Genomic DNA, 22,887 nt, shown 5'->3' with positions numbered 1-22,887 from the left:
CGGGCCCGGGGCCAGGGCCGGGATGAGCCGGGGCGGGCCGGGACGAGCCGCGGTGGTCGGCCGAGGCGAGCCAGCAGCCGGTAGCCGGGGCGAGCTGGCCGTCAGCGCCGGGTGAGCCAACGGCCGACGGCCCGGGCCCGGATGCGCCAGCAGCCCGCAGCCGGGCAGTTAGCGGCCCGGTGGCGGGTGAGCTGGCACCCGGCGCCGGGCGAGCCAGCCGCGAATGGCCGGGGTGAGCCAGCGACCAGCAGCCGGGCCCGCCAGTAGGCGGGGTGAGCCAGCGACCAGCAGCCGGGCCCGCCAGTAGGCGGGGTGAGTAAGCGACCAGCAGCCGGGCGAGCCACCGGGCCGCCGGCCGGGCCTGCGGCCGGGCGAGCCAGCCCGGCGAGCCGGCCGGGGCCGCCAGCTCGCGACCACCAGCCGGGTGAGCCACCGGCCGTGGCCCGCACGCCGGTAGCCCGCAGCCAGGCGAGCCACCAGCCAGGCGAGCCACCAGCCAGCAACCGGGCGAATTACCGCCCGGCGGCCGGCCCCGGCTGGCCCGTCACCGAGTTGACCTTGCGTACCGCGCCCGCGATCTGCTGGTGGTACTTGCCCTTGGTCTTGTCGTCGACGAACTTGGCCGCCTTGCCGACGACCTGGTTCACCTTTTCGGGGTTCTTCCTGGCGTAGGCGCGGGCCGCGCCCGCGGCCCCGGCCAGCACGGTCAGTTTGCGCATCAACGGCACGGTGGTCCTCCCTCATCGGGTTCCGGTCATCCTGACAACGCGGACGAACCACCCGGAGGTTCCCCGTGTGACCGGACCCAAACCTGGCGGCGCCGCCAGCGACGTCCGAAAATGCCGCGCGAGCGGCCGCCGCGCCCCTTTAGGCTCGCGATCATGCGCGACCTGGCCGCCCTGCCGAAAGCCCACCTGCACGTCCACCTGGAGAGCACGATCCGGCCGGACACGCTGCGGGAACTCGGCGAAGCCAACGGCGTCGACGTGCCGGGCGAGCCCCCGGTGTTCGACGGCTTCCGCGCCTTCGCCGACTACAACGCCCTCATCCGATCGTGTCTGCGACGTCCCGAGGACTTCGAGCGCATCGCCCGCGAGTACTGCGAGGACGAACTCGCCCAAGGCACGCGCTACGCCGAAGTCACGTTCACCGCCGCCTCGCACGGGGAACGCCTCGGCGACCTCGAGATGCCGCTCGCTTCCGTCCTCGAGGGACTGTCCACGAGCGACCTCGAACGGCGCGTCGTCCTCGACCACTCCCGGCGCCGCTCGGTCGGGCGCGCCGAGCGGACCCTCGAGCTCGCGCTGAAGTACGACGAAGTCTTCGCGATCGGCATGGCCGGTGAGGAAAACCACTCTCTCCGTCCATTCGCGACGGTCTTCGACCGGGCCCGGGAGGCCGGCATCCACCTGCTGCACCACACCGGTGAGGACGCCGGCCCGGACAGCATCCGCGAAGCACTGGCGATCGGCTGCACCGAACGGCTCGGGCACGGCATCCGCGTCCTCGAGGACCCGGCGCTCGTCGCCGAGGTCCGCGAGCGCGGCCTGGCCCTCGAAGTCTGCCCGTCGTCGAACGTGACGCTCGGGCTGGTGCCGTCGCTGCCCCGGCACCCGCTCCCCCGGCTGGTCGACGCCGGGCTGACGGTCACGCTGAACACCGACGTCCCCTCGGTCACCGGTGCGAACCTGGCCGAGGAATACGCCCGCGTCCAACGGGCCTTCGGCTACGACGACGCCGCGATGGCGGACTTCGCGCGGGCCGGTGTCCGGGCGTCCTTCGCGCCCGCGGAGACCAAGCAACGGCTGCTGCGCGGCATCGACGCGTGGCTCACACCGGCAGCAGGCGGGTGACCAGCGCACTGAGCTGCTGCACCGTGCGGCACTCGTGCATCTGGACGACCTCGGCGTACTCCAGCGCCGCCGAGTCGCCGGTCGACCACAGCGACCGCCGCTCCGGGTTGAGCCAGTGGACGTGCCGGGCGCGGGCCTTGATCTCGCGGACGGCGTCGAGGTTCGGGTCGCCGCCGTTGGTGCGGGCGTCGCCGAGGATCAGCACCGACGTGCGCGGGCCGACCGCGTCGAGCCACCGCGAAGTGAACTGCGCCAGCGAGCCGCCGTAGTCGCTGTGACCGTCCCAGCGCACCAGCGCCGCCTCCGACAGCATGCGCGCGCCGAGGTGCTCGGGGTCGGCCGCGCCGGTCGTGACCAGGTGGGTGACCTCGTCGGCGCTGTCGACGAAGGCGAACACGCGGATCTTGCTGAACTGGTCGCGCAGCGCCTGGACCAGCAGCATCGTGAAGTTCGCGAACCCCGCCACGGACCCGGAAAGGTCGCACAGCAGCACGATCTCCGGCCGGCCGGGCCGCCGGTGGCGGTAGGCGGGCCGCAACGGCACCCCGCCGGTCGACAACGACCGCCGCAGGGTGCGGCGCAGGTCGATCTGCCCGCGCGTGGTGCGCTTGCGGCGCGCGGCGAGCCGGGTCGCGAGCTTGCGGGACAACGGCTGGATCGTGCGCCGCAGCTCGGCGAGCTGAGTGCGGCTGGCGATGAGGAAGTCGACGCGGTCGGGCGCGGGCGCGATGGCGTGCCGGGCGACCCGCTCGCGGCCGCGGACCTCGGCCGCCCGGCGGCGCGCCTCGGTGCGGACCTGCCCGCGGAAGCTCTCGACCCGGCGGCGGATCTCGTCGCGGTCGAGCCGGTCGGTGAACGCGCCGCGCGCGCCGCCGCCGCGGACCGCGGCCAGCACCCGGGCGATGAGGGTCTGCGGCTGCAGCCGCTCCAGGGTCTGGTGGGCCGAGAACCCGCCACCGGGACCCGACGACGAGCCGTACTGCCCCAGCATCTCGACCGCGAGCCCGGCCAGCTGGGACAGGGCCTCCCGGTCGCCGTCGGCCAACGCGGCGGCCAGCTCGTCCCGCAGTTCGTCCAGTGTGGACGGCGGGTCTTCGCGCGCCCGTTCCGGCGCGCCGATCCCGGCCGGGAAGTAGAGGTCGAAGGCGGCGTCGAACACCGCGCGCTGCCCGCCGCGGCGGACCAGCGCCGCGGCCAGCCCTTCGCGGACGAGCGAGCGGTCGTCGAGGCCGAGGACCTCCAGCGCGGCCGCGGCGTCGACCGTCTCGCTCGGGCCGGCCGGGATGCCCTGCGCCCGCAGCGCCTTGACGAACGCCGCGAGCCGCTCGGGCACGCCGCCGGTCACGACGCGTCCAGCACCTGTTCGAGCCGCAGGCCGGCGCCGGCCTTGGCGATGTCGTCCTGGTGCTTGAGGACGACGCCGAGACTGTCCCGGACGACCTGCTCGTCCAGCGTGGACGCGCCGAGCGCGAGCAGCGTGCGCGCCCAGTCGATGGTCTCGGCGACCGACGGCAGCTTGCGCAGGTCCATCGCGCGCAACGCGGCGATCACCCGGACGACGGAATCGGCCAGCGCGGCGTCGATGCCGGGCACCTTGAGCCGGACGATGTCGCGTTCCAGGTCCTCGTCCGGGAAGCCGATGTGCAGGAACAGGCAGCGGCGGCGCAGCGCTTCCGACAGCTCGCGGGTCGCGTTGGAGGTCAGCACGGCGAACGGCGGGCGCGTCGCGGTGATCGTGCCCAGCTCCGGCACGGTCACCTGGAAGTCGCCGAGCACCTCCAGCAGCAGGCCCTCGACCTCCATGTCGGCCTTGTCGGTCTCGTCGATCAGCAGCACGGTCGGCTCGGCCGAGGAGATCGCCGTGAGCAGCGGCCGGCGCAGCAGGAACTCCTCGCCGAAGATGTCGGTGCGGGCCTGCTCCCAGGTCTCGTCTCGGCCGGCGGTGATCCGCAGCAGCTGTTTCGCGTGGTTCCACTCGTACAGCGCGCGAGCCTCGTCGATGCCCTCGTAGCACTGCAGGCGCACCAGTCGCGAGCCGCTGACCTGCGCGACGGCCTTGGCCAGCTCGGTCTTGCCGACGCCGGCGGGGCCCTCGACCAGCAGCGGCTTGCCCAGCCGGTCGGCGAGGAACACGGTGGTCGCCACGGCCGTCGACGCCAGGTACCCGGCTTCGGCCAGCTTGGCCGACACGTCGTCGACGGAGGTGAAGAATCCGGTGCCCACCACGTGCCTCCTAAGCGATCGCTCACCCGGAGCGTACCCGACGGGCGGGTTAGCATCGGCCGCGTGACCTACGTTGCGGCATCCGGCCGATACGAATCGATCCCCTACCGGCGCTGCGGGCGCTCCGGGCTCAAGCTGCCCGCGATCTCGCTGGGGCTGTGGCACAACTTCGGCGACGACCGCCCCCTGGACGTCCAGCGGGCCATCACCCGCCGCGCGTTCGACCTCGGCATCACGCACTTCGACCTGGCCAACAACTACGGCCCGCCCTACGGCTCGGCCGAGGCGAACTTCGGCAGGCTGCTGGCCACCGACTTCAAGCCGTACCGCGACGAGCTGGTGATCTCCACGAAGGCCGGCTACGACATGTGGCCCGGCCCGTACGGCGAGTGGGGCTCCCGGAAGTACCTGCTGTCCTCACTGGACCAGTCGCTCGGCCGGCTCGGCCTGGACTACGTCGACATCTTCTACTCGCACCGGTTCGACCCCGAGACGCCGCGGGAAGAGACGGTCGGTGCCCTCGACAGCGCGGTCCGCGCCGGGAAAGCGCTCTACGTCGGGATTTCCTCGTACAACTCGGAGCGGACCGCCGAAGCCGCGCGGCTGCTGCGCGAGCTGGGCACGCCGCTGCTGATCCACCAGCCGTCGTACTCGATGCTCAACCGGTGGATCGAGGAGGACGGCCTCCTCGACACCCTCGCGGAGGTGGGCGCGGGCTGCATCGCGTTCTCGCCGCTGGCGCAGGGGCTGCTGACGGACCGGTACCTGAAGGGCGTCCCGGCCGATTCCCGCGCCGCACAGGGCAAGTCCCTCGACCCGCACACCCTCGACGACGACCGGCTGGGCCGGGTCCGCGCGCTCAACGAGATCGCGGCCCGCCGCGGTCAGTCGCTGGCCCAGCTGGCGCTGGCCTGGGCACTGCGCGACCACCGCGTCACGTCGGTGCTGATCGGCGCGAGCAGCGTCGGACAGCTCGAGGACAACGTCGGCGCGCTCGGCAACCTGGACTTCGGCTCCGACGAGCTGACCGAGATCGACGGCCACGCGACCGACGCCGGCATCAACCTCTGGAAGCGGTCTTCGGACGCCTGAGAACGACGGCGGGGTGCCTGCTCCGCCGTTTTCTCGGCCGTCGTTTGACCAGATTTCGAATTTGGTCATATGCTGGGATCATGCCTCCTGTCGAAAACCGCGCCGAACGGGCCGAGCGGATCCTCGACGCGGCCGCCGAGCTGCTGCTGCGCGCCGGCTACCGGCGCACGACGATCGAGGACGTCGCCGAGCGCGCCGGCGTCGGCAAGGGGACGGTCTACCTGCACTGGAAGAACCGCGAGGAGCTGTTCCTCGCCGTGCTGCTCCGCGAGTCCGTCCGGAGCCTCGAAGACCTCGTCGCGGCGATCGCGGCCGATCCGCTCGCCGCGCGGCTGTCGCGGCTGACCGAGATCCAGTACGCCGACGTGCTGGGGCGTCCCCTGCTGCACGCCGGGTACGCCGACGACGCGGATACGCTCGGCAAGCTGCTGCCGAAGCTGCACGAGAAGCTCGACCCGCGCCACGACGAGGCGTTCGTCGAGTACCTCGAGCTGCTGGCCGCGAACGACCTGCTCCGCGCCGGCCGGCCGCCCGCCGACCTGGCCGTCGCCTATCGGGCGGTGCTGCACGGCTTTCTGATCGGCACGCCCCCGCCGGAGCCGGCGCTGATCGCCGACACGGTCGCGCACGCCTTCGAACCCCTGGCCGTCTCGGCGACGCGGGTGCGCGCCGTCGCGCCGCGTGTTCTGCGGCTGTTCACCGAATCCGTGGCGCTCGACCGGAAGCGGCTCGAGCGCGCGTACTGACCACTGGGAGGCCCCATGCGCACCGGAATCCTGCTCGACGAGCTGGGCGTCGGCTTCGCCGAAATGACCGCGCAGGCGCGTGACGCCGCGAAGCTCGGCTACCGCACGCTGTGGCTGGCGCAACGCGGCGGCTGGGACGCGCTCACGGCGCTGCCCGCGCTGGGCGTCGCCGCACCGGGCGTGGAGCTGGGCACCTGCGTCGTCCCGACGTACCCGCGGCACCCGATCACGATGGCCGCGCAGGCGCTCACCGTCCAGGCCGCCACCGGGGTGAGCGTCCACCTGGGGATCGGGCTGAGCCACCGGTTCGTCATCGAAGGCGAGTTCGGGTACTCGTACGACCGTCCGCTGCGGCACCTGCGCGAGTACCTGGAGGCGCTGAACCCGTTGCTGCGCGGCGAAAAGACGGACGTCCACGGCGAAACGCTCACCGCGGCGGGCGGCCTCGACACGCCGGGCGCGACACGGCCCGCGCTCCTGGTCGGCTCGGTGAGCCCGCGCTCGACGCGTCTGGCCGGCGAGCTGGCGGACGGCGTGATCACGACGTGGGCCGGCCCGCGGGCGATCGGCGAGTTCGTGGTGCCGGCGCTCGGGGACCGCCGCCGGGTCGTCTCGGGTCAGCTGATCTGCGTGACGTCCGATGTGGACGAACGCCGCCGGTGGCTGGAGGAAAAATACGGCGCGGCCGCGCAGGTTCCCGCGTACCGTGCGGTGCTGGACCGGGACGGCTACGAGCGCGCCTCGGACAGCGCGATCATCGGCGAGGAGAAAGCGGTGCTGCGACAGGTGAAGTCGCTCGAGGACGCGGGCGCGACCGAGCTGCTGGTGATGCCGTTCGGGTCGCCGGCGGAGCAGGCTCGCACGCGCGAGCTGCTGGCCGCGTGAACCGCCTGTGGGTGGACGACCTGCGGCCGGCCCCACCGGGCTGGACGTGGGCGAAGACGAGCGCGGAGGCGATCGCGCTGCTCGGCGCGGCGGAGTTCGCGGCGATCTCGCTCGACCACGACCTGGGCGGTGACGACACGACCCGCCCGGTCGTGCTGTGGCTGTGCGAGCACGACCGCTGGCCGCCGGAGGTGCACGTCCACACCGCGAACCCGGTCGGCCGCGACTGGCTGACCGGGATGGCCCGCCGGTACGGGCCCGGGGTGCGTCAGCGCGGCGCGGGCAGGTGAGCCGCCTCCGGGAAGAGGTTCAGCGCCCGCAGGGCCGCGCCCAGCTCCGTGATGTCGGCCGGGTCGGTCAGCGACCGGCCCAGTTCTTCGGTGATCCGCTTCAGCCGGTGGCGGATCGTGTTGGGGTGGCAGAACATCCGCTCCGACGTCAGCTTCGTCGAGCCCTGGCAGTCGAACCACGCGCGCAGCGTCAGCAGCAGCACGTTCCGGTCGTCACCCGGGAGGTCCAGGATCGGCTGGAGGACGTGGTGGGCCAGCTGCACCGACGCCTCCGGGGCGCTCGCCACCAGCCCGGCCAGCGGCGACTCGGTGAACTGCACCAGCTCCGGCGTGCCCGGCGCCAGGCTGGACAGCGCAACCCGCGCCAGGTGCAGCGCGCGGGCCGTGTTGCCGAGGCCGGTGAACACCGGGCTCATCCCGACCCGGCCCACCGGGTTCTCCCGCACCAGCTCCACGATCGCCTTCGACGCGCTCGGGTCGCGCAAGGACACCACGCCGACCTGCAGGTCCGGGGTGAGCCGCCACGCCGACGCGTGGTGCAGCGCGCGCAGCCGCAGCTCGATCTGCGGCAGCGGCTCCTGGCCCAGCCGCGGGGTCTCCGCCGCGACCACGACGAACGTGCCGTCCAGGGACAGGTCGAGCACGCGCGCGATGTCCCAGAGCGTGCCCTCGGTCGCCGCGCCGCCCGCGAACAGGGCCTCCACCAGCGCCGAGCGCCGGTTCTGGTGCGCCACCATGACCTCCGCCATCGTGTCGCGGTAGGCCGTCGTCAGCGCTTCGGCCAGGTCGTCGATGAGCGCCCAGATCGCCGACGTCGCCGCGACCAGCGCCGCCGGGTCCTGCCGGTGGGCGGTCAGCTCGACGAACCGGTGCCAGACCTCGGTGAGCCCGATCCGGTAGGCCCGCAGCAGCTCCGGGAGCGGCGCGCCCTGCAGCGCCCGCGCGCGGCCGGTCGCGCGGGCCTGTGCCAGGTCCGGCACGTCCGAGCCGCGCAGCGTGCGCATCACGTACTCGAGGTTGGCGCGGACGGAGTTCCGCAGCTCGGCCGGGGAGACGAACCGCGCGTCCCGGTAGACCGGCATCTCCGCGCGGATCTGCCGCACGGTGCTCTCGATGAGCTCGGGCAGCTTCCGCTCGACCTCGGCGGCCAGCGTGGCGACCGACGGTGCGAGCCCGTCGGCCAGCAGCGCCTGGTAGTGCATGGTGCCCTCCGGTCGCGGACCTCCTCGTCGAGGTCCGAGACCGACATCTAACCCGAACGGCGTCGCCACGTTCGGGTGAACTTACTACAGGAACCGCGGATGCGGAGGTTCTTGTGTAGAACCTCCGCATCCGCGTCAGGCCATCTTGGCCGCCGCGCTCTTGATCGCCTCCCGGATCCGGAAGTACGTGCCGCACCGGCACACGTTCTGGATCGCGTCGATTTCGGCGTCCGTCGGGTTCTTCGTCTTCTTCAGCAGCGCGACCGCCGCCATGATCTGGCCGGGCTGGCAGTAGCCGCACTGGGCGACGTCCTGCTCCAGCCAGGCCTCCTGGACCGGGTGCAGCTCGTCGCCGTCCGCCAGGCCCTCGATCGTGGTGACCTCGCGCCCGGCGCACTCGGAAACCGGCGTGACGCAGGGGTTGAACGCCTCGCCGTCGAGGTGGCTGGTGCAGGCCTTGCAGACGTTGATGCCGCAGCCGTACTTAGGCCCGCGGACCTTGAGCTTGTCGCGCAGCGCCCACAGCATCGGCAGGTCGGCGGGCGCGTCGACGGTGACGGTCTTCCCGTTCACCACGAAGGTGTAGTTCGGCACGTGGGGACTCCTGTCAGCGCGGGAACGGGTCGAAGTCGACCGGGAAGGTGATGGGGAAGCTGCGGGGCTTGATCCCGGTCGCCCGGGCGTAGGCGTTGGCGATCGCGCCGACCGGCGCGGGCAGGCCCAGCTCGCCGGCGCCGCCGATGTCGGAACCGTTGGCCGGCATGACGTGCACGGTGACGTCCGTGGGCGAGTTCTTCTGCCGCGCGTAGTGGAACTGCGAGTAGCTGCCCTCCAGCGGCAGGCCCTTGTCGATGTGCAGGCCCGCGGTGAGCGTCGTCGAGATCGCGTCGGTCAGGCCGCCGAGCATCTGCGCCTGCAGGCCGCGCGGGTTCACCGGCTTGCCGACGTCGACGGCGATGGTCGCCTTCGTGACGCGCGGGTGCTTCGGGTCGCGCGCGTCCATCTCGACCAGGCACGCGGTGTAGGACTTGTACTCGCCGTGCACGGCGATGCCCTGCGCGAACCCGGCGGGCATCGTCTTGCCCCACTCGCCGAGCTCGGCGACCTTGTCGAGCACCGCCCGCTGCCGTTCCTCCTTGATGAACTCGCGCCGGAACTGGTACGGGTCCTTGCCGAGTTTCTTCGCGATCTCGTCGACCATGATCTCTTCGGCGCCCCGCGTGTTCGCCGAGTAGACCGAGCGCCACGCCGAGGTGTGGAACTTCAGCGGCACTTCGTTGAGCAGCTGCGTGGTGACGCCGAAGTTGTACGGCGACTTCACCGTCAGCAGGAACACCGTCTGCGCGAAGCTGAGGTTGCCGCCGACGGGCAGCTTCGCCGCGTACGCGGTGAGGATCTCGCCGAGGCCGTGGCTCCAGTCGGTTTCGACGCTGGCGACGCGGTGTTCGAACGTGAGCACCTGCCCGAGCGCGAAGGTGGCGCGGATCCGGTGGTAGCTCGCCGCGCGCCCGCGGCCGTGGCGCATGTCGTCGATCCGGCTCCACATCAGCCGGACCGGCTTCTTCATCGCCTTCGAGATGTGCGCGGCCTCCAGCGCGGCGTCGAAGAACAGCCGCCGCCCGAAGGACCCGCCGCCCTGCTGGACGTGCACGGTGACCTTGTTCTCCGGCAGTCCCAGCTCCTGCGCGATCGTCTGCTTCGCCACGATCGGCGACTTCAGCCCGGCCCAGATGGTCGCGCTGTCCTCGCGGACGTCGGCCACCGCGGAGTTCGTCTCCATCGGCGCGTGGCTGACGAAGGCGAAGTCGAACTCGCCGTCGACGTACTGCGTCAGCAGCGGCGGCACCGCGAACGGCAGCGCGGCCGCCCGCAGCTTCTTCTTGATGGTCTCGTTGTCCTCGCCGTCGACCGTGCCGGGGCCCCAGGTGACGTCGAGGGCGTTCTTGCCGTCGAGGGCCTGCCCGAACGTCTCGGCCATCACCGCGACACCGGTCTTGACGACGGCGATGTCGATGATGCCCGGCATGGCCCGGACCGCGGCCTCGTTGTTGACCTTCTCGACGGTGCCGTTGATCGTCGGCGGGCGCCGCACCATCACCGGGTTGGCGCCGGGGACGTCGAGGTCGAGTGTGTAGACCTGCTTGCCGGTGACCATCGCGCGGGCGTCCTTGCGCGAGGTCGGGGTGCCGACGAGCGTGTGCGCGGACTCGGCCTTCGGCTGGACCGCGCCGGTCGTCAGGTCCGTCCGGGACGCGGGCCCGGCGAGCGCGCCGTAGCCGGCGCTGCGGCCGTCGGGCGCCCACACCGCACCGTCGCGGGTGGACAGCCGGGACGCGTCGGTCCCCCACTGCGCCGCCGCCGCGGCGACCATCCGGGCCCGCGCGGTCGCCGCGGTGACGCGGACCGGGTCATACAGCGAGCGCATCGTGTTCGAGCCGCCGGTGAGCTGGTTGAACAGCAGCTCGGTGCGGGCGTCGGAGAGCACGACGTCGACCCGGTCGAGCGGCAGGTCCAGCTCCTCGGCGACGAGCATCGCGTTCGCCGTCGTGATGCCCTGGCCGACTTCGGCGCGCGGCAGCTGCAGCCGCGCCCGGCCGTCGGAGGTCATCTCGAGCACGAGCATGCCGGCGGTCGGCGCGCACGACAGCGTCAGCACGTCGCCGAGGTCGAGGATCTCGGCGGGCTGCGGCAGCGTCGGCACGACGGCCTCCGCGGTGGCCGGGGACACCGCGTCGGCGGTGAGTTTCGTGGCGACGGTGAGCGTGGGCGCGGCGACGAGGTAGGTCAGGAAGCGGCGGCGGCCGACCTGGCCGGGGCCGGCGGCTTCGGCGGGTTCGGTGGTGGGACTGGCCATCGGGAATCCCTTGCTGGGTGGTGGCGGGGTGCGCGCCACGCTAAGGAGCCCTTGGCAGGTCGTCAACGCGGGGTAGTCGAGTTCGCCCATCTCTGTGACGAGATGACAGCCGGAGCCGCCGAATGTGTGCGCCGCCACAGTGCCGGACGGCCCAGCGGACTGGTTCAGCCGGCGTCCGAGCCGCGTTCCCGGCGGGCTTCGAGCAGGTCGTCACGGGCGCGGGCGACGCGGGAGCGGACGGTGCCGACCGGGACACCGCAGACGTCGGCGGCCTCGGCGTAGGACAGGCCGAGCACCTGGGTCAGCACGAGCACCTCGCGGCGCTCCGGGTCGAGGCCGTCGAGCAGCACGCCCAGCTCGACCAGCTCCTCGAACCCCGTCGTGGCGCGTCCCTGGTCGACGGGGGCGTCCCAGTCGATCTTCGGCCGGGCGCGGGCGGCCCGGATCTGGTCGACGACCACCCGGCGCGCGATGGCCAGCAGCCAGGTCCGCGACGACGACCGTCCGGCGAAGCGGCGAAGGCTGCCGAAGGCGCGGAGGTAGGTCTCCTGGGTCAGGTCGTCGGCGGTGGCCGCGTCGGTGAGGTGGGCGAGGAGACGCCAGACGTCGGCCTGAGTCGCCCGGACCCACTCCTCCAGCGCGCGCCGGTCACCCCGGCCGGCGGCCAGGGCCAGCGCCGTGACGCGGTCGTCGTCCGCACGGTGGGTCATGATCGGCAAACATACAGCGGAACTTCCCGGATCCGCCGTCCGACTAGTGGACCATGGAGTGCGAGGAGTGCCGCGAAGCGCTGTCGGCCCGGCTGGACGGCGAGACCGAGCCGGTCTCGCCCGACGAGCACCTGGCGGCCTGCGCGGCCTGCCGGGAGTGGTTCGCAGGCGCGGAACGGCTGCGGCGGGCGATGCTGCTGCACCCGGCGCCGCCGGTCCCGGACCTCACGGCGGCGATCCTCGACCGCACGCCGGCGCCGTCCGGCGAAGGCTGGGGCCTGCGGCTCGCGCTGGCCGTGGTGGCGATCGCCCAGCTCGGGCTGGCGTTCGCGCAGCTGCTGGATCCCGGACACGCGCTGCACCTCGACCACGAGAGCGGCGCGTGGAACCTGGCGGTGGGCATCGGCCTGCTGGTGGCGGTGTTCCGGCCGCGCACGGCGGGCGGTCAGCTGCCGCTGCTGGCGGGGTTCGTCGCGGTGCTGCTGGTGCTGTCGGCGGCCGACCTGGCGGCGGGCCGGGTGGCATTGTCCCGGCTGGCGACGCACGCGCTGGTGGTGCTGGGACTGGCGCTGCTGTTCGTGGTACACCGGGCACACCGCGACCGCCACACCCCGCTCCCGGCGGCGACGGCCGACGACGGCACGACGACGTCCGGGTCCACAGTGGACGCTCCCCCGGCGGGACGCCCGCGTCCCGCCGGGCCGCGCAGGCAGGCCAACGGCCACCACGCCGCCTGACCCCGAGCGCCCCAAGGCGGCCTTGGTTGCGTCACGCGCACCGAAGGCCGCCTTGGGTGCGTCTGACGCACCGAAGGCCACATTGGGGCGCTCGGGACCGGCGGTATAGGGCGTTATACGCGGGTTACTCGATCTGCTTGACCGCCCACTCGGCCCATTCGCGCTGCATCGCCGAGAAGCGCTTGCCCCACTCCAGGACCAGGCGGCCGTAGAGCGACTGGTTGTCCTCGCCCCAGTCGATCGTGCCTTCCAGTTCTGCCAGCCGCTTCTCGCGCGCCTCCCCTTGCTCGGCCATCGTCGCTATGTAGCCGCGCGCCTGCTCCGGGGAGACCGAGCCGAGGAAGTAGACGCGCAGCAGCCCGGCACTGCGCGGCGGCCCGGACGGTTCGACCTCCACCAGCCAGTGCCGCAGCTCCGCGAGCCCGGCTTCGGTGATCTCGTACTCCTTGCGCCCGCGCGGTCCCTCGGCGTGGACGTGGATCAGGCCCGCCTTCTCCAGCTTGCCGAGTTCGCCGTAGAGCTGGCTCTGCGTCGCCGGCCAGACGTTGGCCATCGCGCGCTCGAAGCGTTTCAGCAGGTCGTAGCCGCTTCCGGGTTCGTCGGCCAGCATGCCCAGCACCGCGTGTCGGAGGCTCATGACTCCATCATGACATTCCACTATTGACATGTCCAACGCGCACGTTCTAGATTCGACATGTCAAAGTTGGAACGTGGGGGAAGGGCCCGCCGTGAACTACCTGAAGAGTCTCCTGCCGTGGATCGCGTTCGCCGTGGTCGCGACCCAGTTCGACTGGCGCTGGTCCGGGCTGACCGGCCTGGTGATCTCCGCCGCGCTGCTCCTGCTCGCCCGCCGCGACGGCCGCACCGCCGACACGCTCATCATCGAGTGGAGCGGGTTCGCCTTCTTCGCCCTGCTCACGGCCGTCGCGTTCAGCTTCCCCGCGTCGCCGCTGAAGACCTACACCGGCGCGCTCACCGACGCGTGGCTGGCGCTCACCGCCTGGGGCTCGCTCGCCATCGGGAAGCCGTTCACCCTCGGCATCGCCCGGACGTCGACGCCGGAGGCGCTCTGGGACAACCCGATCTTCAAGCGCGTCAACGTGATCATCACGCTGGTGTGGGCGCTGAGCTTCACCGCCGGCGGGATCGCGGGCATCGCCCTGCTGAACTTCGCGCCGCACGCCACCTTCGCCCTGATCGCGCTCAAGGTCCTCTGCTTCGGGGTGCCCGTCGCCTTCACCATCCGTTACCCACGCATCGTCCGCGCCCGCGCCCGGGAAGCCGCATGACCACCACCGGCTTCCACCTCACCGGCGCCTACGCGCCCGTCCACGACGAACTGACCGCCTTCGACCTCCCGGTGACCGGCGCGCTGCCGCCCGAGCTGACCGGCTGGTACCTGCGCAACGGCCCCAACCCCCGCGAGAACAGCAAGCACTGGTTCACCGGCGACGGCATGGTCCACGGCGTCCGGCTCGAAAACGGCCGGGCCGCCTGGTACCGCAACCGCTGGGTGCGGACCGACAGCTTCGAGAACCCGGACTTGCGGCTGTACAACGAAGACGGCACGCGGAACCTGCGCAGCAGCGTCGCCAACACGCACGTGGTGAACCACGCCGGCCGCACGCTCGCGCTCGTCGAATCGTCGCTGCCCTACGAGATCACGACGGACCTCGAGACCGTCGGCGCCTACGACTTCGGCGGCGAGCTGGCCGACTCGATGACCGCGCACCCGAAGATCTGCCCGGAAACCGGGGAGCTGCACTTCTTCGGCTACGGCAGCATCACCGCGCCGCACGTGAGCTACTACCGCGCCGACGCCGCCGGGAAGCTCGTCGTCAAGCAGCCGATCGACGTGCCGGGCCTGACGATGATGCACGACTTCGCGCTCACCAGGGAGCACGCCGTGTTCTACGACCTGCCGGTCGTGTTCGACCTGGCGTCGGTCGGCCAGGGCATGCCCTACCGCTGGGACGCCCGCTACGGCGCCCGGCTCGGCGTCCTGCGCCGAGACCGGCCCGAAGCCGGGGTGCGCTGGCTGCAGATCGAGCCCTGCTACGTCTTCCACACGCTGAACGCGTTCGACACGCCCGACAGCCGGATCGTCGTGCACGTCATGCGGTACGACCACCAGTGGTGGGCCGGCCACGAGGACCCGCCGGCGTCGCTGTGGCGGTGGACGATCGACCTCGTCGCCGGCACGGTGACCGAGGACCGCCTCGACGACCGGCCGGGCGAGTTCCCCCGCATCGACGACCGGCTCGCCGGCTCGGACAGCCGCTTCGGGCACGTGACCGGCCACGACGTCCTGCGCCGCTACGACCTGCACGCCGGCACGGCCACCGAACACGTCTTCGCGCCCGGCCGCGTCCCGGGCGAAGCGGTGTTCGTCCCGGCCGAGCACGGCGAAGGCTGGCTGCTCACCTACGTCTACGACGCGGCGGAGGACCGCAGCGACCTCGTCGTGCTCGACGCCGGCGACGTCGCCGCGGCACCTGTGGCGACGGTCCGCCTGCCGCAGCGGGTTCCCGCGGGCTTCCACGGGAACTGGCTGCCGGACGCGTGAGGGCTCAGGCGAACTTCGTCTTCGGCCGCTCCTGGAGCACGCCGTCGACGTAGACGTCCACCTTCTCGTCGAGGAAGGCGATCAGGCCCGCGACGCGGGTGCTCTCCGGCAACGGCGTCGGGTAGCTCCAGGCGAGGTCTTCGTGCCCGGCCACGTCGAAGTGCTCGGCGGCGCCCTTGTACGGGCAGTGCGTCACCGTGCCGATCTTCTCGAGCAGGTCCATCCGGACGTCGACGCGGGGCAGGTAGTAGCGGACCGGCAGGCCGGTTTCGAACAGCAGGTGCGGGCGGACCGAGTCGGCGACGGTGACACCGCCGACCTCGATCCGCACGTGCCGTGAGCTCGGCAGGATGTCGACGCGGACGCCGGGGTCGCGCGGGTGCGTGAAGATCTGCTCGTCCTCTTCGAACCAGTCGAACGCGCCGAACTCGAAGCGGACGTGGTCCCGCAGCTGCTCGATCGGCGAATCCGGGTACTCCAGCGCGGCGTCCACCGCCTCGGCCGCGCCACCCTTTATCGTCGACAGAACACCTTCCCCGCGGCTGGGCGAGTGCGACGTCCGGCCGGAGGGGGCGAGAACGCCGCTCACGACGTCCGCGCGCGGGATGTAGTACGTGGGGTAGTAGGGAGCTTCCCACACCAGGAGGGGGTGCACGGTGTCCGCGACGAGCTGCCCGCCGAGGAACACCCGTACCCGCTTCGCGCCTTGTGCCACGCGGACCCGGCCGCGTACCGGAGTGCTCATGTCCCGGTCAACCGGTCCCGAAGCGGGGGTATTCCGGCGAAACCGGGGCCCGGGCGGCTAGCGTGGCAGTCAGCACGAGGACGACAGGAGGCGGGCACGGGTGGCCGGCGTAGAAGCTCCAACGGTCGGGACCCCCGCCGGGATGCGCAAGATCAACCAGCGGGCGGTGCTCGACCTGCTGCGCCGCGGCGGGCCGGCGACCCGGCCGCAGGTGGCGAAGGAAACCGGGCTGTCGAAGCCGACCGTGAGCCAGGCGCTGCTCGCGCTGGAGGCCGCCGGGCTGGCGCGCCCGACCGGGCAGACGTCCACCGGCACCGGGCGCTCGGCGGTGCTCTACGAGGCCGACCCGACCGCGGGGTACGTGCTGGGCGTCGACATCGGCCGTGAGCACATCCGCGTCGCGGTGTCGGACCTCGGCCGCCGGATCGTGGCCCGCCGCGACGAGCGCAACAGCGCCCGCTCGGGCGCGGCGCTGGTCGCGGCGGTCGGGAAGATCGCGGCCGCCGCGGTGGCCGACGCCCGGCTTTCGGGCGGCGACATCGTTGTCCGCGTGGTCGGCTCCCCCGGCGTCGCCGACCCGGAGAAGCGCTGCTTCCGGCACGCGCCGAACCTGCCGGGCTGGGGCCGGGCCGGGCTGATCGACGACCTCGAAGCCGCGCTGGGCCCGGACCTGATGGTCGAGAACGACGCGAACCTGACCGCGGTCGGCGAAGGCGAAAGCGGTGCCGCGCGCGGCGCGTCGGTGTTCGGCTGCATCACGATCGGCACCGGCGTCGGCATGGGCCTGATGGTGGACGGCCGGGTCTTCCGCGGCGCGACGGGCGCGGCGGGCGAGATCGGCTACCTGCCGTACGGGCGCACGCGCTCGTCGGAGGAGGACGGCGCCCCGCCGGCCCGCGGCCACCTCGAGGAAGCGACCGCGGCCCAGTCGGTGGTCCGCGGCGCACGCGAACTCGGCCTGGGCACGGCGAAATCGGCCCGCGAGGTGTTCCGCCTGGCCCGCGAGGGCGACGAGCTGGCGCGGCAGGCGCTGGCGGCGGAAGCGGACCGGCTGGCGTACACGGTCGCCTCGGTGGCGGCGGTGATCGACCCGGAGCTGATCGTCCTCGGCGGCGGCATGGGCACGGCGGCGGACCTGCTGCTGGAACCGATCGACCGGGCCCTGCGGGCGTTCACGCCGCTGGTGCCGAAAGTGGTCCAGGGCGAGCTGGGCGAGGACGCGGTCCTGACCGGTGCGATCAGCGTCGGCCTGCGGGCGGCCGAGGGGCTGGTCTTCGAGCGGCGCGTGGGTGCCGCCTAGGCGGCGCGCCAGGCTTCGCCTCCGGCCGACAGCCGCCACGGGGTCAGCTTCAGCACCGTGATGTCCGGGTCCCGGTGGTCCGCGCCGCCCAGGATCTTCGGGTCGAAGCCCAGCGGTTCCGGCGTCGAGGCGAACAGCTCCCACAGCGTCCGGCGGCTCTGCTCGTCGTCCGCGAACTCGGCGTGGCACTCGGCCACCGCCACCTCGTGCTGCGGGTCCCAGTACGAGCACGACACGTACGGCGACCTCGCCAGATGCGCTCGCTTCAGCGGCGTCGGCCGGGTGAACAGCCGGCCGGTCAGGCCCGCCGTCCCGTGCTCCCAGATCGGGTGAACCACGCGCGACCGCGGCCGGCCGCGGCGGTCGACGGTCGCCAGCGTGCACCAGACGATCCGGTGCGCCACGCGGACGAACGCTGCGGCCAGCTCCTCGGGCACTCTGCTAGATTCCACAACCATGGTTGTGCATCCTAGCACCCTCGACCTGTCGCTGACCGCGCTCTTCGCGGGCTGGGCGATGACCGACGAGCTCCAGCGGCGCCTCGCCGCCCAGGGGTTCGCGGAGCTGCGGTTCAACGACGGCGTCGTCGTCCAGCACGTCCTCGCCGCGCCGCTGTCCATCACCGGGCTCGCCGAGCGGATGGGCGTGACGCAGCAGGCCGCGTCGAAAGCCGTCGCCGACCTCGAGCGCCGGGGACTCCTGCGCCGCGAACCGGATCCGGCCGACGCGCGCACGAAGCTGCTTCACCTCACCAAGCACGCCCGCGACGCCGTCGAAGCCACCCGGAAGCTGCGGGAGGAACTGCAAGCGGAGCTGGCGGCGGAGTTCGGCGCCGAACGCCTCGACGAGGCGCGTTCCCTGCTGGCCGCGGTCATCGGCCGCTTCGGCGGCGACGACGCGATCCGCGCCCGGCGCGTCCGGCCGCCGCGCTGATTACCCGTGACGTAATCGACCGCGGCGCCCGGGATCCCGACCATGAAGGACATGAGCGAAACCGCCACGAACCGCATGATCGTCGCCGGCTGCTTCGAGAACTTGTTCGTGCGCCACGACTTCGACGCCGCGAAGGCCGCGCTGCACCCCGATTTCGTCACCCACAGCCCCGGCCTGCCCTCCGGCCGCGACGCGTTCGCGGACGCCGTGCGGAACTCGCCGCTCGCCGGAGCGCCCGCGCGGATCCGGCACGTCGTCGCCGAAGACGACCTCGTCGTCGTGCACCTGCACGTGGCCGGGACCGCCGTCGTCGACATCGTGCGCGTCGAGGACGGCCTGATCGCCGAGCACTGGGACGTCAAGCAGCCCGTCAGCGGGTGATCACACAGGTTCCGGACGCCGTCGCCAGCAGCTTGCCGTCGACGTCGCGGATCTCCCCTTCCGCGAACGCGATCCGCGAGCCCTCTTTCACGACGCGGCCGGTCGCGCGGATCTCGCCGCGGCCGGCGTGGATGGCGCGCAGGTAGCTGACCTTCAGCTCCACCGACGCGTAGCCGACGCCGGCCGGCAGCGTCGTGTGCACCGCGCAGCCGATGACGGAGTCGAGCATCGTGGCCGCGACACCGCCGTGGACCATGCCGATCGGGTTGTACAGCGACTCGTCCGGCTCGGCGACGGCGACGACCTCGCCGGGTTCGACGCGTTCCCAGCGCATGCCGAAGTGCGCGGCGATCGGCGCGGGCGGGATGCGGCCGTCGGCGATGGCCCGCATGTACTCCAGGCCGGACATGGCGGCGCCGAGGCGGGCGGTTTCCAGCGGGTCCTCCCAGGTGATGGTCTTCGCGCGGACCTGCCCGGCGACGTCGGTCATCTCGGCTCCTCGGTTATGACAACTGTCTTAACCGCAGCCTCGCCCGCGGGCCCCGGCGGCGTCAAGCGCGGCGTGACCCAGGACACCGGTGGTCCGCCCGCGCCGCGGGTGGGATCATCCCCGGCGTGAGCATCGACCCCGGCCGCAAGCTGATCGACCCGGAACGGGTCGCCGCGGCGATCGACGGGCTGGGCGACCGCGCCGTCATCGACGAGTGGGCCCGGCGCTTCTCCGTCGTCGCCGACCCGTCCCGGCTCGCGTTGCTGGTCTCGATCCACTACGCCCGCGAGATCAGCGTCACCGACCTGGCGGCGGCCACCGGCATGACCGACACGGCGGTGTCGCAGGCTCTCCGGCTGCTGCGCGCCCACGGCCTGGTCACCCCGCACCGCACCGGACGCGTGGTGCGGTACCGCCTGGCGGACGCGACGGTCCACGAACTCATCCATCGCGTGCGCCCGCACCCCGCGAACGGCTCCGCGGACCGGTAGCGTGCGGGCATGACGGGATTGCCCGAGACCATCACCGCGTGCCTGTTCGACCTCGACGGAGTCCTGACCGGCACGGCCGTCCTCCACCGCGAGGCCTGGAAACGGACGTTCGACGAGTTTCTCCGCGCCCGCGACGGCGCCGCGTTCCGCGAGTTCACCGATCTCGACTACGCGACCTATGTGGACGGCCGCCCGCGCGCCGACGGGGTCCGCGAATTCCTGCGCTCACGCGGGATCGAGCTGCCCGAAGGCACGCCCGACGACCCGCCGGACGCCCCCACCGTCAACGGCGTCGGCAACCGCAAGAACGACCTGGTCCTGAAGATCATCGACGAACGCGGCGTCAGCCCCTACCCCGGTTCGGTCCGCTACCTCGAAGCGGTCAAGGCGGCCGGGCTGAAAATCGCCGTCGTGACGTCGTCGGCCAACGGCGCCAAGGTCCTCGACGCCGGTGACCTCAGCAAGTACGTCGAGGCCCGCGTCGACGGCATCGTCATCCGCGAGCGGCGCCTCAAGGGCAAGCCCGCGCCGGACTCGTTCCTGGCCGGTGCCGCCGCACTCGGCGTCGAACCCGCGCATGCCGCCGTCTTCGAGGACGCCCAGTCCGGCGTCCAGGCGGGCAAGGCCGGCGGCTTCGGCTACGTCGTGGGCGTCAACCGCGCGAACCAGGCCGCCGAACTGAAAGCCCACGGGGCCGACATCGTCGTCGACGACCTCGCCGACCTCCTGGAGGAGCGATGAGCGAAGAACCGCACGGCTACGAGTGCGCGCCGTGGGAGCTGCGCTGGCGCGGCATGGACGTCGACGCCCTGCAGCGCACCGAATCGGCGTTCGCCGTGTCGAACGGGCACATCGGGCTGCGCGGCACGCTGGAGGAAGCCGAACCGCGCGGGCTGCCCGGCACCTACCTGAACGGCTTCTACGAGCAGCACGAGCTCCCGTACGCCGAAGCCGGCTACGGCTACCCGGAAGAGGGCCAGACCGTCGTCAACGTGACCGACGGCAAGATCATCCGGCTGCTGGTCGAGGACGAGCCGCTCGACATGCGCTACGGCGCGGCCACCGCGCACGACCGGGTGCTGGACTTCCGCAAGGGCACGCTGAGCCGGAGCACGGAGTGGTCGTCGCCGACCGGGCGGCGGGTCCGCGTGCGCACCGAGCGGCTGGTTTCCTTCACCCAGCGCGCGATCGCCGCGATCCGGTACGAGGTCGAGCCGCTCGACGAGGACCTGCAGCTGGTGGTCCAGTCCGACCTGCTGGCCAACGAGCCGATCGAGTCCGACACGAGCGACCCGCGGGTGGCCGCCGCGCTGAACGCGCCGCTGGTCGGCGAGTTCCACCGCGCGTCCGACTACAACGCCGTCCTGGTGCACCGGACCCGCCGCTCCGGGCTGCGGATGGCCGCGGCGATGGACCACAAGATCGAGGTGGACGACGGGATCCGCGCCCGCATCCACTCCGAGGACGACCTCGCGCGGCTGACCGTGGCGGTCGACGTGCCCAAGGGCGGCCGGCTGCGCATCACCAAGTTCCTCGCCTACGGCTGGTCCGCGCAGCGCTCGGTGCCCGCGCTGCGGGCCCAGGTCGAGGCCGCGCTGGCGGGCGCGCGACAGACCGGGTGGAAGGGCCTGCTCACCGAGCAGCGCCAGTTCCTCGACGACTTCTGGGCCACGTCGGACATCGAGGTCGACGGCGATCCCGAGCTGCAGCAGGCGGTCCGCTTCGCGCTGTTCCACCTCCTGCAGGCCGGGGCCCGCGGCGAGAGCCGGGCGATCGCGGGCAAGGGCCTGACCGGCCCCGGCTACGACGGCCACGCGTTCTGGGACACCGAATCGTTCGTCCTGCCCGTGCTCACCTACACCATGCCGGACGCGGCGCGCGACGCCCTGCGCTGGCGTCACTCCACAATGGACAAAGCACGGGAGCGCGCGCACCAGCTGGGGTTGCGCGGCGCGGCCTTCCCGTGGCGGTCGATCAACGGCGCCGAGTGCTCGGCGTACTGGCCGGCGGGCACCGCGGCGTTCCACGTCAGCGCGGACATCGCCGACGCCGTGCTGCGCTACCTCAACGCGACCGGCGACGAGGAGTTCGAACGCGACTACGGCACCGAGCTGCTGCTGGAGACCGCCCGGCTGTGGGCGTCGCTCGGGCACCACGACCGGCACGGCGCGTTCCGCATCGACGGCGTCACCGGACCGGACGAGTACTCGGCCGTGGCCGACAACAACGTCTACACGAACCTGATGGCGCGCCGGAACCTGCTCGCGGCGGCGGAGTCGTGCGAGCGGCACCCGGACGTGGCGGCGCGGTTCGGCGTGGACACCGTCGAGCTGGACTCGTGGCGCGCGGCCGCGGCGGCGATGTTCGTGCCCTACGACGAAGAGCTGGGCGTGCACCCGCAGTCGGAGGGCTTCCTGGAGCACGACGAGTGGGACTACACGGGCACCGATTCCGCCCACTACCCGTTGCTGCTGCACTACCCGTACTTCGACCTGTACCGCAAGCAGGTCGTCAAGCAGGCGGACCTGGTGCTGGCGCTGCACCTGTGCGGCGACTCGTTCAGCCAGGAGGAGAAGGCCCGCGACTTCGCGTACTACGAGGCCAGGACCGTGCGCGACTCTTCGCTGTCGGCGGGGACGCAGGCGGTCATCGCGGCCGAAGTGGGCCACCTCGACCTGGCCTACGACTACCTCGCCGAAGCCGCGCTGACCGACCTGCACGACGTGCACAACAACGTCCGCAACGGCCTGCACATGGCGTCGCTGGCCGGAGCGTGGCAGGGCACCGTGGCCGGGTTCGGCGGGCTGCGCGACCACGGCGGGACGCTGGCGTTCACGCCCCGGCTGCCGCCGCAGCTGGACCGGATCACCTTCCGCCTGATGTTCCGCGGCACCCGGTTCCAGGTCGAGATCGACCGCGACCAGGCCACCTACCACGTGCTGGACGGCGACCCGCTGGAAGTGCTGCACCACGGCGACCGCATCACGCTCACCCCCGAGCCGCAGCGGTTCCCGATCCCGAAGATCGACGCGGGCGAGCCACCGAAGCAGCCCGCGGGCCGCGCTCCCATGCGGCGTGACTCGGAGAAGGTCCGGCAGTACGCGGAACCGGCCAACCCGATCACCGAGACCTATCGCGAATAGGCCCGGGACGTCCAGGCGGCCGGTCTCACTGCGGCAGGTCGCTGAGGACGTCCCGTCCGGGCGGGGCCGGGATCTCCTCGGTTCCGCCCGGGCTCACGTCGGGGTCCGGCGCGGTCGGCACGTCGTGGGTCAGCTGCCCGGGCTTCGGCAGCTTCGGGAGTTCTTCTTCGTCGTCGTCACGGGCGTGGATGCGCTGCTGCTCGCTCATGTCTTCCGGGATACCCGGTTTTCCCGGCCGCGACCAGG

Annotated in this window: 26 protein-coding genes; 14 read left to right on the top strand and 12 right to left on the bottom strand. The window is 72.4% G+C overall.

Features of this window, described 5'->3' with window-relative positions; translation table 11 throughout:
* Positions 1-512: 512 nt before the first annotated feature.
* Positions 513-719, bottom strand: coding sequence for an antitoxin (locus BT341_RS20820; RefSeq protein ID WP_425426394.1), 207 nt, complete (start codon positions 717-719; stop codon positions 513-515).
* 162 nt (positions 720-881) lie between these two features.
* On the opposite strand from BT341_RS20820, the gene add reads away from it, so the two are divergent.
* Positions 882-1,853: an adenosine deaminase gene (add, locus tag BT341_RS20815; protein ID WP_072477882.1), complete on the top strand. Its 972-nt coding sequence runs from the start codon at positions 882-884 to the stop codon at positions 1,851-1,853.
* On the opposite strand, the gene BT341_RS20810 is transcribed toward add, so the two are convergent.
* Both BT341_RS20810 and BT341_RS20805 read right to left on the bottom strand, forming a co-directional pair.
* Complete coding sequence (locus BT341_RS20810; RefSeq protein ID WP_072477881.1) at positions 1,831-3,198, bottom strand: vWA domain-containing protein; 1,368 nt, start codon at positions 3,196-3,198, stop codon at positions 1,831-1,833. The genes add and BT341_RS20810 overlap by 23 nt on opposite strands.
* Positions 3,195-4,076: an AAA family ATPase gene (locus BT341_RS20805; RefSeq protein WP_072477880.1), complete on the bottom strand. Its 882-nt coding sequence runs from the start codon at positions 4,074-4,076 to the stop codon at positions 3,195-3,197. The genes BT341_RS20810 and BT341_RS20805 overlap by 4 nt, the downstream gene beginning before the upstream one ends.
* 63 nt (positions 4,077-4,139) lie before the next feature.
* On the opposite strand from BT341_RS20805, the gene mgrA reads away from it, so the two are divergent.
* From mgrA to BT341_RS20785, 4 genes are all read left to right on the top strand, one after another.
* A complete protein-coding gene (gene mgrA / locus BT341_RS20800; protein WP_072477879.1) occupies positions 4,140-5,168 on the top strand; it encodes an L-glyceraldehyde 3-phosphate reductase in 1,029 nt (342 codons plus the stop codon).
* An 80-nt stretch (positions 5,169-5,248) separates the two neighbouring features.
* Positions 5,249-5,914 (top strand): TetR/AcrR family transcriptional regulator, encoded by a 666-nt coding sequence (locus tag BT341_RS20795; protein ID WP_072477878.1) that lies wholly within the window; start codon positions 5,249-5,251, stop codon positions 5,912-5,914.
* Positions 5,915-5,929: 15 nt separating this feature from the next.
* Positions 5,930-6,799, top strand: a complete 870-nt coding sequence (locus tag BT341_RS20790) for a TIGR03564 family F420-dependent LLM class oxidoreductase (RefSeq protein WP_072477877.1) — start codon at positions 5,930-5,932, stop codon at positions 6,797-6,799.
* Positions 6,796-7,089 (top strand): cyclic-phosphate processing receiver domain-containing protein, encoded by a 294-nt coding sequence (locus BT341_RS20785; RefSeq protein ID WP_072477876.1) that lies wholly within the window; start codon positions 6,796-6,798, stop codon positions 7,087-7,089. The genes BT341_RS20790 and BT341_RS20785 overlap by 4 nt, the downstream gene beginning before the upstream one ends.
* On the opposite strand, the gene BT341_RS20780 is transcribed toward BT341_RS20785, so the two are convergent.
* The 4 genes from BT341_RS20780 to sigC form a co-directional block, all read right to left on the bottom strand.
* Positions 7,068-8,291 carry a PucR family transcriptional regulator gene (locus BT341_RS20780; RefSeq protein WP_072477875.1) on the bottom strand — a complete coding sequence of 408 codons (1,224 nt, stop codon included), beginning with the start codon at positions 8,289-8,291 and terminating at the stop codon, positions 7,068-7,070. The two genes, BT341_RS20785 and BT341_RS20780, sit on opposite strands and share 22 nt — an antisense overlap.
* Positions 8,292-8,426: 135 nt before the next feature.
* On the bottom strand, positions 8,427-8,885 hold the full coding sequence (locus BT341_RS20775; protein WP_072477874.1) for a (2Fe-2S)-binding protein: 459 nt from the start codon (positions 8,883-8,885) through the stop codon (positions 8,427-8,429).
* A 13-nt stretch (positions 8,886-8,898) separates the two neighbouring features.
* Positions 8,899-11,145, bottom strand: coding sequence for a xanthine dehydrogenase family protein molybdopterin-binding subunit (locus BT341_RS20770; RefSeq protein WP_072477873.1), 2,247 nt, complete (start codon positions 11,143-11,145; stop codon positions 8,899-8,901).
* A 164-nt stretch (positions 11,146-11,309) separates the two neighbouring features.
* Positions 11,310-11,855: an RNA polymerase sigma factor SigC gene (sigC, locus tag BT341_RS20765; protein WP_072477872.1), complete on the bottom strand. Its 546-nt coding sequence runs from the start codon at positions 11,853-11,855 to the stop codon at positions 11,310-11,312.
* A gap of 53 nt (positions 11,856-11,908) precedes the next feature.
* Here sigC and BT341_RS20760 point away from each other — a divergent pair, with 53 nt between their 5' ends.
* On the top strand, positions 11,909-12,592 hold the full coding sequence (locus tag BT341_RS20760) for a zf-HC2 domain-containing protein (RefSeq protein WP_072477871.1): 684 nt from the start codon (positions 11,909-11,911) through the stop codon (positions 12,590-12,592).
* A gap of 124 nt (positions 12,593-12,716) precedes the next feature.
* Here the strand turns inward: BT341_RS20760 and BT341_RS20755 are convergent, their stop codons facing one another.
* Positions 12,717-13,229: a PadR family transcriptional regulator gene (locus tag BT341_RS20755; RefSeq protein ID WP_143168607.1), complete on the bottom strand. Its 513-nt coding sequence runs from the start codon at positions 13,227-13,229 to the stop codon at positions 12,717-12,719.
* A gap of 91 nt (positions 13,230-13,320) precedes the next feature.
* On the opposite strand from BT341_RS20755, the gene BT341_RS20750 reads away from it, so the two are divergent.
* Positions 13,321-13,881, top strand: a complete 561-nt coding sequence (locus BT341_RS20750) for a hypothetical protein (protein WP_072477870.1) — start codon at positions 13,321-13,323, stop codon at positions 13,879-13,881.
* Positions 13,878-15,158 (top strand): carotenoid oxygenase family protein, encoded by a 1,281-nt coding sequence (locus BT341_RS20745; protein WP_072477869.1) that lies wholly within the window; start codon positions 13,878-13,880, stop codon positions 15,156-15,158. The genes BT341_RS20750 and BT341_RS20745 overlap by 4 nt, the downstream gene beginning before the upstream one ends.
* A gap of 4 nt (positions 15,159-15,162) precedes the next feature.
* On the opposite strand, the gene BT341_RS20740 is transcribed toward BT341_RS20745, so the two are convergent.
* Entirely contained in the window at positions 15,163-15,903 is a 741-nt protein-coding gene (locus BT341_RS20740) for a DUF427 domain-containing protein (protein ID WP_072477868.1), read from the bottom strand.
* A 100-nt stretch (positions 15,904-16,003) separates the two neighbouring features.
* On the opposite strand from BT341_RS20740, the gene BT341_RS20735 reads away from it, so the two are divergent.
* Positions 16,004-17,203 carry an ROK family transcriptional regulator gene (locus BT341_RS20735; RefSeq protein ID WP_072477867.1) on the top strand — a complete coding sequence of 400 codons (1,200 nt, stop codon included), beginning with the start codon at positions 16,004-16,006 and terminating at the stop codon, positions 17,201-17,203.
* Here BT341_RS20735 and BT341_RS20730 read toward each other — a convergent pair.
* Positions 17,200-17,661 (bottom strand): pyridoxamine 5'-phosphate oxidase family protein, encoded by a 462-nt coding sequence (locus BT341_RS20730; RefSeq protein WP_072477866.1) that lies wholly within the window; start codon positions 17,659-17,661, stop codon positions 17,200-17,202. The two genes, BT341_RS20735 and BT341_RS20730, sit on opposite strands and share 4 nt — an antisense overlap.
* On the opposite strand from BT341_RS20730, the gene BT341_RS20725 reads away from it, so the two are divergent.
* Together BT341_RS20725 and BT341_RS20720 are read left to right on the top strand one after the other, a co-directional pair.
* A complete protein-coding gene (locus BT341_RS20725; RefSeq protein WP_072477865.1) occupies positions 17,660-18,136 on the top strand; it encodes a MarR family winged helix-turn-helix transcriptional regulator in 477 nt (158 codons plus the stop codon). The genes BT341_RS20730 and BT341_RS20725 overlap by 2 nt on opposite strands.
* 51 nt (positions 18,137-18,187) lie before the next feature.
* Positions 18,188-18,517: a nuclear transport factor 2 family protein gene (locus tag BT341_RS20720; protein ID WP_072482083.1), complete on the top strand. Its 330-nt coding sequence runs from the start codon at positions 18,188-18,190 to the stop codon at positions 18,515-18,517.
* Here BT341_RS20720 and BT341_RS20715 read toward each other — a convergent pair.
* The gene (locus tag BT341_RS20715) at positions 18,507-19,007 is read right to left on the bottom strand and encodes a PaaI family thioesterase (RefSeq protein ID WP_072477864.1); all 501 of its coding nucleotides are present in this window, start codon (positions 19,005-19,007) and stop codon (positions 18,507-18,509) included. The genes BT341_RS20720 and BT341_RS20715 overlap by 11 nt on opposite strands.
* 131 nt (positions 19,008-19,138) lie before the next feature.
* Between BT341_RS20715 and BT341_RS20710 the strand changes: the two genes are divergently transcribed.
* The 3 genes from BT341_RS20710 to BT341_RS20700 are packed head-to-tail and all read left to right on the top strand — an operon-like array spanning position 19,139 to position 22,641.
* The gene (locus BT341_RS20710; protein ID WP_072482082.1) at positions 19,139-19,498 is read left to right on the top strand and encodes an ArsR/SmtB family transcription factor; all 360 of its coding nucleotides are present in this window, start codon (positions 19,139-19,141) and stop codon (positions 19,496-19,498) included.
* A 9-nt stretch (positions 19,499-19,507) separates the two neighbouring features.
* Complete coding sequence (locus tag BT341_RS20705; protein WP_072477863.1) at positions 19,508-20,239, top strand: HAD family hydrolase; 732 nt, start codon at positions 19,508-19,510, stop codon at positions 20,237-20,239.
* Positions 20,236-22,641 carry a glycoside hydrolase family 65 protein gene (locus BT341_RS20700; protein ID WP_072477862.1) on the top strand — a complete coding sequence of 802 codons (2,406 nt, stop codon included), beginning with the start codon at positions 20,236-20,238 and terminating at the stop codon, positions 22,639-22,641. The genes BT341_RS20705 and BT341_RS20700 overlap by 4 nt, the downstream gene beginning before the upstream one ends.
* Before the next feature lie 25 nt (positions 22,642-22,666).
* On the opposite strand, the gene BT341_RS20695 is transcribed toward BT341_RS20700, so the two are convergent.
* Positions 22,667-22,849 (bottom strand): hypothetical protein, encoded by a 183-nt coding sequence (locus tag BT341_RS20695; protein ID WP_072477861.1) that lies wholly within the window; start codon positions 22,847-22,849, stop codon positions 22,667-22,669.
* Positions 22,850-22,887: the final 38 nt, after the last annotated feature.

The organism is Amycolatopsis australiensis (assembly GCF_900119165.1).
Classification (GTDB): domain Bacteria; phylum Actinomycetota; class Actinomycetes; order Mycobacteriales; family Pseudonocardiaceae; genus Amycolatopsis; species Amycolatopsis australiensis.
Note: the sequence above shows the minus strand (reverse complement) of the source record. Positions and strands in the feature narration are given on the sequence as shown.

Coding starts and splice junctions, on each gene's coding strand:
- BT341_RS20820 (WP_425426394.1), bottom strand. CDS start 719: ATGCGCAAACTGACCGTGCTGGCCGGGGCCGCGGGCGCGGCCCGCGCC.
- add (WP_072477882.1), top strand. CDS start 882: ATGCGCGACCTGGCCGCCCTGCCGAAAGCCCACCTGCACGTCCACCTG.
- BT341_RS20795 (WP_072477878.1), top strand. CDS start 5,249: ATGCCTCCTGTCGAAAACCGCGCCGAACGGGCCGAGCGGATCCTCGAC.
- BT341_RS20790 (WP_072477877.1), top strand. CDS start 5,930: ATGCGCACCGGAATCCTGCTCGACGAGCTGGGCGTCGGCTTCGCCGAA.
- BT341_RS20780 (WP_072477875.1), bottom strand. CDS start 8,291: ATGCACTACCAGGCGCTGCTGGCCGACGGGCTCGCACCGTCGGTCGCC.
- BT341_RS20770 (WP_072477873.1), bottom strand. CDS start 11,145: ATGGCCAGTCCCACCACCGAACCCGCCGAAGCCGCCGGCCCCGGCCAG.
- sigC (WP_072477872.1), bottom strand. CDS start 11,855: ATGACCCACCGTGCGGACGACGACCGCGTCACGGCGCTGGCCCTGGCC.
- BT341_RS20760 (WP_072477871.1), top strand. CDS start 11,909: ATGGAGTGCGAGGAGTGCCGCGAAGCGCTGTCGGCCCGGCTGGACGGC.
- BT341_RS20755 (WP_143168607.1), bottom strand. CDS start 13,229: ATGAGCCTCCGACACGCGGTGCTGGGCATGCTGGCCGACGAACCCGGA.
- BT341_RS20745 (WP_072477869.1), top strand. CDS start 13,878: ATGACCACCACCGGCTTCCACCTCACCGGCGCCTACGCGCCCGTCCAC.
- BT341_RS20740 (WP_072477868.1), bottom strand. CDS start 15,903: ATGAGCACTCCGGTACGCGGCCGGGTCCGCGTGGCACAAGGCGCGAAG.
- BT341_RS20725 (WP_072477865.1), top strand. CDS start 17,660: ATGGTTGTGCATCCTAGCACCCTCGACCTGTCGCTGACCGCGCTCTTC.
- BT341_RS20730 (WP_072477866.1), bottom strand. CDS start 17,661: ATGGTTGTGGAATCTAGCAGAGTGCCCGAGGAGCTGGCCGCAGCGTTC.
- BT341_RS20720 (WP_072482083.1), top strand. CDS start 18,188: ATGAGCGAAACCGCCACGAACCGCATGATCGTCGCCGGCTGCTTCGAG.
- BT341_RS20715 (WP_072477864.1), bottom strand. CDS start 19,007: ATGACCGACGTCGCCGGGCAGGTCCGCGCGAAGACCATCACCTGGGAG.
- BT341_RS20705 (WP_072477863.1), top strand. CDS start 19,508: ATGACGGGATTGCCCGAGACCATCACCGCGTGCCTGTTCGACCTCGAC.
- BT341_RS20700 (WP_072477862.1), top strand. CDS start 20,236: ATGAGCGAAGAACCGCACGGCTACGAGTGCGCGCCGTGGGAGCTGCGC.
- BT341_RS20695 (WP_072477861.1), bottom strand. CDS start 22,849: ATGAGCGAGCAGCAGCGCATCCACGCCCGTGACGACGACGAAGAAGAA.